The sequence below is a fragment of the Pseudomonas sp. 10C3 genome (assembly GCF_036346185.1).
GTDB lineage: Bacteria > Pseudomonadota > Gammaproteobacteria > Pseudomonadales > Pseudomonadaceae > Aquipseudomonas.
Map to the genome: position 1 here is coordinate 135,918 of NZ_JASJVE010000011.1, position 12,937 is coordinate 148,854.

Annotated in this window: 9 protein-coding genes and 3 pseudogenes; 8 read left to right on the forward strand and 4 right to left on the reverse strand. The window is 55.1% G+C overall.

The annotated features are described in order from the left end of the window. Positions 1-279: 279 nt before the first annotated feature. Complete coding sequence (locus QN399_RS12730) at positions 280-582, reverse strand: helix-turn-helix transcriptional regulator (protein WP_330201007.1); 303 nt, start codon at positions 580-582, stop codon at positions 280-282. Here QN399_RS12730 and QN399_RS12735 point away from each other — a divergent pair. The 3 genes and pseudogenes from QN399_RS12735 to QN399_RS12745 form a co-directional block, all read left to right on the forward strand. Next, a pseudogene (locus tag QN399_RS12735) lies at positions 581-2,794 on the forward strand (DUF637 domain-containing protein); the annotation flags it as partial. The gene QN399_RS12730 and the pseudogene QN399_RS12735 sit on opposite strands and share 2 nt — an antisense overlap. Continuing rightward, positions 2,791-3,264, forward strand: coding sequence for an SMI1/KNR4 family protein (locus QN399_RS12740; RefSeq protein ID WP_330201008.1), 474 nt, complete (start codon positions 2,791-2,793; stop codon positions 3,262-3,264). The pseudogene QN399_RS12735 and the gene QN399_RS12740, both read left to right, overlap by 4 nt. 141 nt (positions 3,265-3,405) lie before the next feature. Beyond that, positions 3,406-4,020: pseudogene (locus QN399_RS12745) on the forward strand (IS30 family transposase); the annotation flags it as partial. A gap of 44 nt (positions 4,021-4,064) precedes the next feature. Here the strand turns inward: QN399_RS12745 and QN399_RS12750 are convergent. Beyond that, positions 4,065-4,881: pseudogene (locus QN399_RS12750) on the reverse strand (IS66 family transposase); the annotation flags it as partial. A 282-nt stretch (positions 4,882-5,163) separates the two neighbouring features. Beyond that, complete coding sequence (locus QN399_RS12765) at positions 5,164-5,661, reverse strand: TonB-dependent receptor (protein WP_322182061.1); 498 nt, start codon at positions 5,659-5,661, stop codon at positions 5,164-5,166. A gap of 295 nt (positions 5,662-5,956) precedes the next feature. Here QN399_RS12765 and QN399_RS12770 point away from each other — a divergent pair, with 295 nt between their 5' ends. Both QN399_RS12770 and QN399_RS12775 read left to right on the forward strand, forming a co-directional pair. Further along, a complete protein-coding gene (locus QN399_RS12770) occupies positions 5,957-7,900 on the forward strand; it encodes a methyl-accepting chemotaxis protein (RefSeq protein ID WP_330201011.1) in 1,944 nt (647 codons plus the stop codon). 468 nt (positions 7,901-8,368) lie between these two features. Further along, on the forward strand, positions 8,369-8,761 hold the full coding sequence (locus QN399_RS12775) for a DUF2846 domain-containing protein (RefSeq protein ID WP_323565679.1): 393 nt from the start codon (positions 8,369-8,371) through the stop codon (positions 8,759-8,761). Positions 8,762-8,926: 165 nt separating this feature from the next. On the opposite strand, the gene QN399_RS12780 is transcribed toward QN399_RS12775, so the two are convergent. Next, positions 8,927-9,295, reverse strand: a complete 369-nt coding sequence (locus QN399_RS12780) for a PilZ domain-containing protein (protein WP_322182050.1) — start codon at positions 9,293-9,295, stop codon at positions 8,927-8,929. Between the two features lie 203 nt (positions 9,296-9,498). Between QN399_RS12780 and QN399_RS12785 the strand changes: the two genes are divergently transcribed. The 3 genes from QN399_RS12785 (at position 9,499) to yjiA (ending at position 12,884) form a co-directional block, all read left to right on the forward strand. Next, entirely contained in the window at positions 9,499-11,568 is a 2,070-nt protein-coding gene (locus QN399_RS12785; RefSeq protein ID WP_322182048.1) for a carbon starvation CstA family protein, read from the forward strand. A 27-nt stretch (positions 11,569-11,595) separates the two neighbouring features. Further along, positions 11,596-11,793 (forward strand): YbdD/YjiX family protein, encoded by a 198-nt coding sequence (locus QN399_RS12790; protein WP_219062619.1) that lies wholly within the window; start codon positions 11,596-11,598, stop codon positions 11,791-11,793. Between the two features lie 104 nt (positions 11,794-11,897). Then, the gene (gene yjiA / locus QN399_RS12795) at positions 11,898-12,884 is read left to right on the forward strand and encodes a GTPase (RefSeq protein ID WP_322182046.1); all 987 of its coding nucleotides are present in this window, start codon (positions 11,898-11,900) and stop codon (positions 12,882-12,884) included. The last annotated feature ends 53 nt before the right edge of the window (positions 12,885-12,937 follow it).

The following is a 12,937-nucleotide window of genomic DNA, read 5'->3' on the forward strand; positions in this document are numbered from 1 at the left end:
CTACGGTCTATCTGCTCAATACGCCCTTTTTGAGCATGAATTTTCGCTCCTTAACAGGAGCAAAATCTCAATACACAACACGTACCTCTTGCGAGGTGGGTATTTTCTATATGTATCAATTGGTTATCCGGTTTATGTCTTCTAGGTGCTGCTATACACTTGTAATACGAAATGCAGGTTTCACCCAATAAACACTGACGTATGGCGTATAGCTTTTGCTATACGCAGCAGTGAAGCATGGGGGTCGGTTCACTCTTTCAGATCGGCCCTTTTTTCTGGTTACGCACTGGGTGGTCGGCTGCTGTTATCCGCCCCCATGATTTTTGATGCCTGGTACTTGAGAATCATCCCATCGAGCAGTGCCTTGATCACTGATTTCTCGGCTTCGGGCATATGACTGACGGCCTCGAAACGCAGGCGTAAATCGTCGGACGGCCCACGCTCTCCTTCAGCAAACACCAAATCATCCAGACTGACGTGCAGCGCCTGAGCAAGCCTAATTAGGGCTTCTAAGGTTGGTTGCGCCGTCCCTGCCTCATAGCGCCGAATCTGATTAACGTGCACTGACGCGGTGTCAGCCATAGCCGCTACCGAAAACCTCACCCTGGCCTCGGCGGCGGATGAGCAGCATTCATACAGCAAGTCCAAGAAGGTCACGAGCCAGCAAGATCACGTTAGTCAGGTGTCGACGGTTGTTACGGCGGGCGGCGATGTTGCGCTGAGTGCGGGCAACGACCTGGGCTTGATTGCCAGTAAGGTCGAGGCCGGAAACGAAGCCTATCTGGCGGCGGGCAACAAGCTTCAACTACTGGCCGCGCAGAACAGCGACTACTCGCTGTACGACATGAAGAAAAGCGGCAGTTGGGGCAGCAAAAAGACCCAGCGCGATGAAGTCACCCAAGTCACCAACGTCGGGAGTGAAATCACCACGGGTGGAAATCTGACGCTGGTCAGTGGCGGCGATCAGCGTTACCAGGGCGCCAAGCTGGACAGCGGTAAGGACCTGACCCTCGACAGTGGCGGGAGCATCACCTTTGAGGCGGTGAAGGACCTGCATCAGGAGAGTCATACCAAGAGCGATAGCGACCTGGCATGGCAGTCCTTCGAGGGTAAGGGCAGTACCGATGAAACGTTGCGTCAAAGCCAGCTGACGGCGAAAGGGCAGACGGTCATCAATGCCGTCAATGGCCTGAACATCGACATCAAGCAGATCGACCAACACACTGTTTCGCAAACCATCGACGCCATGGTCAAGGCCGACCCTCAACTGGCGTGGCTTAAAGAAGCCGAAGCCCGTGGCGACGTGAATTGGAAGCAGGTCAAGGAACTGCACGACTCCTTCAAGTACAGCAACTCCGGCCTGGGCGAAGGGGCGATGCTGGCGATCATTATCATCGTCACGGTGCTCACTGCGGGGGCGGCGAGTAGCGCGGTGGGCATGATGGCTGGAACCGAGGCCGGAGCCGGGTCCGCGATGGCTGCCGCCGGGAGTAGCGCGATGGTAGAGGCGGGAACTGCCGTGGGAACGGCAGCGGCAGGATGGGGCAACGTCATGGCTACGGCCGCGCTGACCTCGATGACCAGTACCGGTGCCGTCAGTTTTATCAACAACAAGGGCAATCTGGGCGGCACTTTCAAAGACACCTTCAGTAGCAATAGCTTGAAAAATGCCGTGATTGGGAGTTTGACTGCCGGCGCGATGAGCTATGCCGACAGCACATGGTTTCAGAGCCCGGTCGACGCAACCAATAGCGGATCGCAAGTCACGAGCGCGGGCCCCATCCAAAATCCTGGTTATTCCAGCGATATGCTCAGTTGGAGTAATGCCGAGCAAACCACACTGCGCAGCGGTACGCATGCGTTGATCAACGGCGGGATCTCGACGGCTATCAACGGCGGTAGCCTGGGTCAGAGCTTGGGCGGCGAGCTTGTGGGTGAGGGCTTGGACCTAGCTGCGGCGGCGGGTAACCAGGGGGTTGGTGATCTTGCTCATGAATTGAAAGTTGATCCTGGAACAGCCGAGACAATATTTCTACATGCTGTATTGGGTGGGTTGATATCGTCGGCAAAAGGGGAAGGGTTTGCCAGTGGGGCTATTGCGGGTGGTGTTGCTGAGGGCTTGACACCTCAGGCTAACGATTTACTGGCGCAGTACGTCAGTGATCATTTCAACGTTGGCGATTTAAGTCTGCAAGGTAGTCAAGACAAGATCGCGACGGCTCAACTTATTGGCTTGCTCTCAGCATCACTGGCGGGTGGCAACCCCAATACCGGCAGTTTGATTGGCGGGGCCGGGGAGAAGTACAACAACGAGCTACACCAGAACCAAGTAGAGGAAGCAGACTATGAGCTGAGGAAAATGATGGGTGAATCCATCCCTCAGCAGGAGCAAGATGACCTTGCTAAGGTCGAGCCTATCGACATCATGCAAGGACCACATGGTGGTGCTAGCCCTCTGGGTAGCACCATTCCCACTATTAGGGGGCGACTTCCAATTAATAGTAGCTATGCCGGTAGTACCCATCCTTCAGGAGTAGATTTTACTGAACAGGGATTTCCAGACTTTTCCCCTTATGCTAAATATGGGGCGCAAATTGTGGGGCTTACCGGGATGTACGGAGTAGACTCTAAGCTTGCAAACTTGGCGGTTGGATTAGTCGCAACCCCCAACGGGTTTGTCTGGCATCATGTTGAGGATGGACAGACAATGCTCCTAATACCCCAAGATGTGCATAACTCTACGAGACATACCGGTGGTGCCTCAGTTATTAGAAATGGAGGGTTTGATAAATGAAAGTTGAAGTTAAAGAAGTTAGAGGTGTGGAGTTTGGGGCTTTTGAGGCGGTTGAGGCATTTGTTGGTAGGGTTCTAAATAATTCAATCAGGCTTTTTTTTGAAAAGTTTAATGGCGGGAAACCAGCGTTAAATATTTTTGATGTGGGCAGTGATAATAATAGTGGTGTGAATCAGTTTATTCCTATTGATGAGGTGGTTTCAGAGCTTGAGCGGTTCGAGTTTAGAGAAGGGTTTATTCCGATTGCTTGGGCCGAAGGTGGCAATTATTTGGCGGTTGATTTGATAGATGGTTGTGTTTATTTTGTTGATCATGAAATCTTAGATGGTTATGTGAAGTTATCAGTGGGGATTGATGCATTTTTGGATGGCTTGAATCCATCTTCAAACGATGATGTGGTGTTGAAGCCTGGGCAGGTAATAAAGGTCTGGGTAAACCCTAATCCTATTAAAGGTCTTAAGAATACATAAGAAATAGACAAAGCGATAACAACGAGGGAATTTGAATGTACCGAACCTGAATTCATAGAATAAGTGCAACGTTTGAAATGATAGGCAGAGAGCCAGCCACCGATAGAGTCCAGGCTCTCACACCGAAGGATTCAAGCGCAGATGAGTACGCCTTACCGGCAGCTGACTCAGGGCCAACGTTATCAGATCGAGGGCGGCTTAGCCGCTGGAAAAAGCCAAGCAAGCATTGCTAAACAGCTGGGCGTGCATCCCGCAACGATCAGTCGTGAGGTTCGCCGCAATAGCAGCCAGACGTGCTACAAAGCTGTTTCGGCGACCATGCAAAGTGATGCCCGTCGAGCTGATGCGCGCAAACACTGCAAGCCTGTAACGTGGTTCAGCCATTACCTGCCGCTCTGGCTAAAACACGGCATGAGCCCGGAACAGATTGCTCAGCGACTGAAGCAAGAACAACCGGAACATGCAGTTAGCCATGAGTGGATTTATCGGTTTATTGCCACCGACAAACATGCCGGTGGCGCGCTCTATATGTATCTGCGACCCCGCCGTAAGCGCTATCGAAAACGCTACGGAAGCCACGACCGGCGCGGGCAGTTGCGTAATCGGGTGTCGATAACCGAACGACCATCCGAAGCTGAAACCCGCGAGCGGCTGGGCGATTGGGAAGGTGATACGGTGCATGGCGTTGGTGGCAATCTGGTCACGTTGGTGGATCGTAAAAGCGGTTATCTGAGCGCCTACCCGGTCAAACGAAGGTATCCGATCCATGAACCATACCTACCGCCAGACGCGCTTCGCGTTTACCGTGGCATCTCTGACGAGCAGTTCCACGGCAACAACGCTTCGTAATCAGCTACCGACTGCGCATGTGGCATCCTTTCCAGTACGTGGCGCAGCCACGTATAGGGCTCCTGGCCGTTGACCTTGGCGGTCTCGACCAAGCTGTATATCTGCGCACTGGCCGTCGCGCCCTTGGGCGTGTCGCTGAACAGCCATGCCTTGCGCCCGATGACAAACGGTTCTATTGCACGCTCAGCTCGGTTGTTGTCTATCGGTAAACAACCAGCCTCTATGTAACGTTCCAGCCAGCTTTTCAACTGAGCCAGGATCGGCAGGCTCTTTTCCTGACGATTCATAAAACGCTGTTCATCGCTGACGTCCTTGAGTTCACGCTCTATGCCATACAGCTTGTTGATCATCGTCAGCGCGATATCTGCACGTCCCGTCTTGCCCTTGGGCTGCACTTTTTGCGCGTCAACGAACTTGCGTCGCGCATGGGCCATGCACGCCAGACGCTCCACGCCAGGTTGCAACGCCAATGCGTTGTAACCCGCGTAGTCGTCGGTCATCACGAGCCTCGATAACTTTCCAGCAGGCGCAACGGTACTTCTTGCGCACGGCTGGAGGTGTAGTCGAACAGCACGACTTTTCGATCTGGCGGCCCACTGGCTTGCACCCACATCCAGAATTGGCTGGTCGGGTCTCGACCTGGCTCCTTGAGTACCTAGACGCGGGTTTCATCGCAGTGAATGACCGGGCTTTCCAGCAACCGATCACGCATCAGACTCAGCAACGGTTGCAAGTGCTCGCCGCATTGGATGATCCAGCGCGGGCAACGACCTGACCAACAAGGCTGGCGGGATCATCGCCGGTCGCGACATCAGTCTCACCGCCATCAATGGCGACGTGATCAACGAACGCACGGTCACCAGCCACCAGAGCAGCACCGGCTACAAAAAAGAGCAACGTGACTTTGTCGACAACGCCGCCCTTGCCTTCGATCGGGCCACCGATCATGTCGAATCTGACCTTCACGTTTAGTAACCATGATCGGCAGAGAGCACTGATCACTGATGCTGGTGGCTACAGGCAGAAAACGACCGCCCCGTTTTGAAGGCCTCAGAACTTGATGTTGAAGCCTGCAAACATCGAGCGAGGCGCCGCTGGGGTGGTTGATTGGGGGTTTGATAGCCCAAGGGAGGGGATGTCGCCAACGGCGGCGAATCCACCATGGGTGGCATATTGCCGATTAAGGGCGTTATCAAGTTTGGCGAACAGTCTGATGTTGTCGGTAAGCTGGTAGGCGCTGTGGACATTGAAAACCGTATACCCGCCCAACCTGGCATTTTTGTTTGAATCGTCACCCACATAATACTGGCCGCTGTTGGCTATCACGTCTCCACCCAGGGTCCATGCAGACGTCATCTTATAGTCGCCGCCCAACTTGAACTGTAGGGGCGAAATGCCAGGGATCTTGTTGCCTGGGGTGACAAGAATATTACCGTTTGCATCGGCATCGGGGTTATTGGCCAACGTCAGGGTTAACTTGGATTGATAAGTGGCATCGACATAGGCCAGGCAAGTTGATGTCCTGCGAAAACGGGTTGCCCTGTACATCGGAGATCACCATGCCAGGCGTCTGCTGAGACAGCGTATCCAGCACTGAAGCTGATTTATTGCGATCGAAATCATCAGAAATCAGCGATCGAGTGTCTGTCGACACTTTGTCGCAATCGCTTGCTCGGCATAGGCTATGCCGCACTCATTCTGTTGCCCCATAGTGTCTTATGGCACACGTGCACAAGCAGACTAAAGTCTCGCCCTCATACCCTACAGTTCCACTTGGACATTGCCGATAGTGGTCATATCAGCAGCCTATGGCCGTCAGTTCGCAGCACTTTGAGGAAATGCAATGTTCAAACGTTTTAGTCAGGCCTTGGGTCATGTCGGTGTAAAGGCCAAGCTTGCCTTGGGCTTCGGCCTCTTGGTGTTACTGACCTTATTGATCGCGCTGACCGGCTGGCACAGCGCCAATAACATGGTCGACCGCGGCAACAAGATCAGCGCCATTGCGAACCTAAGCGCCCTGACTAAAGATTTACGCGTTAACCGCCTGCGCTATCTGGCTGAGCGCAACGAACAAAACAGCGCCGCAGTGTCAGGCGTGCTGGAACGTATCCAGGACAATCAACGGTCTCTGAGCGGCGTGGTGAGTAATCCTGTGGACCTGCAACTTATCGAGGAGCAAGGCCGCATCGTTGAGGACTACCGGACCCGCTTCAGCACGCTTGAGCGAACCTTTAAAGACCGTGAATCAGCGCTCGCGAAGTTGGTGCAGAGCGCTGCAGAAATCACCGAGGCGCTAAATGAAGCCACCCAGGACCTTGTCAGCGCCCCTGCGGTTGAAGGTCAAAATGACACTCTGCGCTTGAGCCAGTTTCAGGCCATCGGCCAACTCGCCGTGCATATCCAGCAGGCCCGCATAGTGGTGTACAGCTTCATCTACACCAATGATCCGAGCAAAGAGCAAGGAACTCTGGCGACTATTGATCAGGTCACAGCCGAACTGATCAAGGTCCGCGACGCGACTGCGCCTCGAGAACAAGGCCGCCTGACGCAAGCGGAACACGTGCTGGAACAGTACCGCAAGGATGTGCAGAACTATGCTGCACAGGTACACACCAGCCTGGAAACGCTTGATCAGATGGCTGTTTCTGGCGTCAGTCTCGAGGCGCTTAGCCAGAAACTCATCGACAGCCAGAGTCAGGCGCGCGACAGCGAGGCGCAAAGTGCTCGCCAATTGCTGGTGATCAGTACGCTGCTGGCGTTGGCCCTGGGCATCCTCGCGGCATGGGTCATCACTGCACAGATAGTCCATCCGCTGCTGGAAACCCTGAAAGCCGCAGAACGCATCGCTGCGGGTGATCTTAGTCACGACATCAAGACCGAGCGGCGTGACGAGCTTGGCCAGTTACAGCGCAGCATGCAGGGTATGACGGTGAGTTTGCGCGAGCTGATCGGTGGCATCAGCAAGGGTGTCACCCAGATTGCCAGTGCGGCGGAAGAGTTGTCCGCCGTTACCGAGCAGACCAGTGCGGGTGTGAACAGCCAGCGAGTCGAAACCGATCAAGTCGCGACCGCCATGAACGAAATGACCGCCACCGTACAAGAAGTGTCACGTAACGCCGAAGAAGCCTCAAATGCCGCCGCCGCCGCTGATAAAGAGGCGCGAGCAGGTGAAAAAGTTATTGGTGAGGCTATAGATCAAATCGAACTGTTGGCCGTCGAGGTCGATAACTCTAACAAAGCGATGAATCATCTGAAGGAGGAAAGCGAAAAAATCGGCGGCGTGCTCGATGTGATCAAGGCCGTGGCTCAACAAACCAATCTGTTGGCGCTCAACGCCGCCATTGAAGCCGCGCGAGCGGGAGAGGCTGGACGGGGTTTCGCTGTCGTTGCAGACGAAGTCCGAAGCCTGGCTCAGCGCACTCAGAAATCCACCGAAGAAATCGAAGGGCTAATCACTAGCCTGCAAAGCGGTACACAGGAAGTGTCGACCGTAATGGAAAGCAGCCGTGTCCTCACGGACAGCAGCGTCGAATTGACCCGTCGCGCCGTCACATCTCTGGAAAGTATCACGCGCACGGTGTCGACGATCCAGTCGATGAACCAGCAAATTGCCGCCGCCGCCGAGCAGCAGAGCGCCGTGGCCGAGGAGATCAATCGCAGCGTACTCAACGTGCGCGACATCTCCGAGCAAACTGCTGGCGCCAGCGAGGAAACGGCGGCCTCAAGCGTCGAACTGGCGCGCTTGGGCAACGAGCTGCAGGTCATGGTCAGCCATTTTCGCACCTGAGACCAGGCCGTTACGCGGATTCAAGGCCTGCCAGGTGCAGGCTGTCACCCTTCTTAGCCAAGGTGTGCAGGCAATCAAGTTTGTCCAGTGACTGATAAATTGACGTCACAAATCCGTCGGGCTACCATGTGTGGCACTTTGATATCTATGGTGGCTAGACGGGTTGTGGCTCTTTCAGAGAGCTATGGCCAATGAGCGCCAGCTTCATCGCCAGAAACATCTTCCATGGGGCAGACAAGGGGGGGTTATATAAATTGCATCTCAGGGCATGTGGATAAGTCCGCTCTCTTTTATTGCAACGCCTTGTCTTGATTGCCTTCCTCGCGCCTCGAGTCGCAGGTGATGTTCAGCGTCAACAATGACCAAAAAATAGGGAAGTTTTAAGTGATAAAAAATATCTCAAAAATGTTCGTCCTTTTCGCGCTAGTTCTGCTTTATGGCTGTGCGTCTGCGCCATCAGTTAGCACGATGCAAGGTGAGTTGGCCGGGTATTCGCTGCCGAAGCCTGCCGTTGGGGACAAGGGATTAGTTTATGTGATTCGTCCAAGTTCAGCGGGTACGCTGGTTCGTTTCAATGTTTTCCTGGATGACCAAGAGGCCCATTCTGAAATGGGTTATACACGTGGGAATGAATACATTTATTTCTACGTTACACCGGGTTCGCATACCCTTAACTCTAAGGCTGAAAACTGGGCCGAGTTGAAAGTAAACGTGCGTGCAGGGGAGATCGTCTACGTTAAACAGAGCGTGGAAGTCGGGTTTGTGATGGCCAGGAACAGCCTGAGCCTGTTAGGTGATATGGAAGGTCGTTACTTTGTCAAAGAGGCTTCTCTCGGCACGGTTACCAAAGAAACTAAATGACGTTGTAATCGTCAATAAGATTAAAAGGCTCCCGTTTGTTTTTTGGCCTGTTTGTCCAGAAAGTAAACCTGTCCCTGGTGGGCGATAAAACCATCGGCGTTCGGTTCGCCCGCCTCGGTGGGTGCTAATCATCAGCGAGGAGTTGAGGTGCTTTGAAGTGGTACCTCAACCCTCAACCAACGCCTTTATCTCTCTCTCCAGCTCCTGCATATCCCCCAGGTTCAGTTCGATCAAACGGCGCAGGTGGCTGATCGACTCCAGCCCGATATGCAAACAAACAAACCCCAGTTGTTGATTGTCTTCGTGGGTCAGTTGGACGTCCATGCGCACATCGACGTCTTCGCTCAGGTGGATGTCGACGGCGAAGGGTTGATCCGGGTTGCCGAGCCATGGGGTTGGGCGTTGGATGAGCAGGCCTTTGAGGGACAGGTCAAGCAGCCGAACCGGCCAGCGGTTCGGGCCTTGGCTGAGTTCGGTTTTGGCGTCGAAGGCGATGCGTTTGAAGCGTCGACGCTCTGCGTTGGATTCGGTCATGGTTTCACCCTCTGAAGCGCTGACTATAGCTTCATAAACCGACCTGTACCTGCCGACATTTTCCCCGCAGGTTGATTGCGACCCGTTCTTGGTCTTTCGTCGCCGAAAACCCGCGCAGGACCCTGTTCGGGGGGTGGCCTTTCGCGCTGTTGAGTCTAAACTCGGAGGTCTGTTCCTAGATCACTCGCTGGAAAATAAAAAAAATGAAAACCAATACTAGCCTGCTGCGTCATGTGCCCTGGCTGATCCTTGCAGTTGTTGGGGCGTTTGCCTTGGGGGTCGTGGCTTTACGTCGCGGTGAAGCCATCAATGCACTCTGGATCGTGGTCGCGTCTATCGCGATTTATCTGGTTGCTTACCGTTATTACAGCCTGTTCATCGCCACCAAAGTGATGCAGCTGGACCCTAATCGCGCCACCCCTGCGGTCCTCAATAACGATGGTCTGGACTATGTGCCGACCAACAAACATATTCTTTTTGGTCACCACTTTGCCGCCATCGCTGGCGCCGGCCCTCTGGTCGGCCCGGTGCTTGCGGCGCAGATGGGGTATCTGCCCGGTACGCTCTGGCTGATTGCCGGTGTGGTGTTCGCCGGTGCGGTGCAGGATTTCATGATTCTGTTCCTGTCTACCCGGCGCAACGGTCGCTCCCTGGGCGAGATGGTGCGTGAAGAAATGGGCCGTGTGCCCGGCACTATCGCCTTGTTCGGTTGCTTCCTGATCATGATCATCATCCTCGCGGTGTTGGCACTGATCGTGGTTAAAGCGCTGGCGGGTAGCCCGTGGGGTATGTTCACGGTGCTGGCGACGATCCCGATTGCGATGTTCATGGGTGTCTACATGCGCTACATCCGTCCGGGTCGCATTGGCGAGATCTCATTGGTGGGTGTGATTCTGCTGCTGGCGTCGATCTGGACCGGCGGGCAGATTGCTGCGGACCCGGTCTGGGCCAAGGCCTTCACATTCACCGGCATACAAATCACCTGGATGCTGGTCGGTTATGGCTTCGTCGCGGCGGTACTGCCGGTCTGGCTGTTGCTGGCGCCCCGGGATTACCTGTCGACGTTCCTGAAAATCGGCACCATCCTCGCCTTGGCGATTGGCATCCTGATCATTGCGCCTGAGTTGAAAATGCCTGCGCTGACTCAGTTTACCGACGGCACCGGTCCGGTCTGGAAAGGCGCGCTGTTTCCCTTCCTGTTCATTACCATTGCCTGCGGTGCGGTGTCCGGGTTCCACGCGTTGATTGCGTCGGGTACCACGCCGAAGCTGCTAGAGAGCGAAGCCCACTCCCGTTACATCGGCTACGGCGCGATGCTCATGGAGTCCTTCGTGGCGATCATGGCCATGGTGGCGGCTTCGGTGATTGATCCGGGCGTGTATTTCGCGATGAACAGCCCTGCAGCGATTGTCGGCAGCGACGCGGTCACGGTTGCGCAAACCGTCAGCAGTTGGGGCTTTGCCATTACCCCGGACGCGCTGATTGCGGTGGCTAAAGACATCGGTGAAACCACTGTGCTGGCCCGTGCTGGCGGTGCGCCGACCCTGGCGGTCGGTATCGCGCAGATCCTGCACCAGGTACTGCCGGGCAAAGACACCATGGCGTTCTGGTACCACTTCGCGATTTTGTTCGAGGCGCTGTTCATTCTCACCGCCGTGGATGCGGGGACCCGAGCCGGTCGTTTCATGCTCCAGGATTTGCTGGGTACTTTTGTGCCGTCGCTCAAGCGCACGGATTCATGGCCTGCCAACCTGATCGCCACCGCAGGCTGCGTCGCGATGTGGGGCTACTTGCTCTATCAAGGCGTGATCGACCCATTGGGCGGGATCAACACCTTGTGGCCATTGTTCGGTATCTCCAACCAGATGCTGGCCGGTATCGCGCTGATGCTCGCTACTGTTGTGCTGATCAAAATGAAGCGCCAACGCTACATTTGGGTCACCATGCTGCCAGCGGTGTGGCTGCTGATCTGCACCACCACCGCCGGCTACATCAAGCTGTTCGACCCGAGCCCTGCGGTTGGTTTTCTGGCACTGGCGACCAAGTACCGTACAGCCCTGGACGCGGGTCAGGTGTTGGCTCCGGCTAACAGCATTGATCAGATGCAGCACGTGATTTTCAACGCCTACACCAACGCTACCCTGACCGCGCTGTTCATGGTGGTGGTGTTCGCGATCCTGTTCTATGCGATCAAGGTCGGTGTGGCAGCATGGGGCACCAAAGGGCGTACGGACAAAGAGGCGCCTTTCCAGGCGCTGCCGAACGCACGATGAACCCAGGCTTCAACGGAGGAATTGCACATGTTCAATGACCTGAGTCGCCTCGGGAAATACCTCGGTCAGGCCGCCCGCCTGATGGTGGGGATGCCTGACTATGACAATTACGTCGAGCATATGCAGATCAGGCACCCGGACAAGCCTGTGATGACCTACGAAGCGTTCTTTCGTGAACGCCAAGAGGCTCGTTACGGCGGCAAAGGTGGCCCGAAATGCTGCTGAGCCTCTGATGGATAGTCATCTCTGATCCCGCGCGCCACGCCAGTCGTGGCGCGTTTTCGTTTATGGGGTCTGGTTATGAAGCGCATTTAAACGCAGGAGTACGCATGACTGTTTCGCAACCCATTCCGGTCACTGTACTCAGTGGCTTTCTCGGCGCCGGCAAAACCACCTTGCTGCGTCATTTGCTCAAGGCTGAACACGGCCTGAAAATCGCCGTCATCGAGAACGAATTCAGCGATGCCGGGATCGACACCCAATTGCTTGGCACCGAGCCCGTACAGGTCATGACCCTGTCCAATGGCTGCGTGTGCTGCACCATTCACACCGATTTGACCAAGGCTTTGTACTTGCTGCTTGAGCGGCTCGACAGCGGTGAGATTGCCTTTGACCGTCTGGTGATTGAATGCACCGGGCTGGCTGATCCGGCACCGGTGGCGCAAACCTTCTTCATTGACGAGGAGTTGCGCGAGCGCTACCTCCTCGACGGCATCATCACCTTGGTCGACGCGGCCCATGCCGAGCAACACCTGACCCAAACCATCGCCCAGGCGCAAATCGGTTTCGCTGATCGCCTGTTGGTGAGCAAGCGCGATTTGGTGGATGACGCCGCTTTTAATGCCCTGAGCGAACGGCTGACCCGGATCAACCGTCGCGCTCCGATTCGAGTGGTTGAACACGGCAATATTGATCTGGCTGAATTGCTGGACGTGCGCGGTTTCAACCTCAACGCTGACGTTGGCGGCGGCATGATGCTGCGTCCGCTGAAACCAGTGAGCAGCGCAGGCAACATTGACCGCATCACCAGCCTCGTTCTGCGCACCGACAAACCGCTGGATATCGACAAGCTCAGCGAGTTCATGAACGAACTGCTGGAAGACCACGGCAAACAACTGCTGCGCTACAAAGGCGTCCTTAACATCGCCAACGAACCCCGACGCATGGTGTTTCAAGGCGTGCTGAAGTTGTATGGCTTTGACTGGGACACGGAGTGGGCTGAAGACGAAAAGCGCGAAAGTGTGATTGTGTTCATTGCCGATGACTTGCCGGAAGAGAAAATCCGTACGGGGTTTGCGCGAGTTGAGATGGCTTAACGGCTGCGGAGTGTCAGCTATTTCCGGTTAAGTCGTCACGAGGTCGGGATGGA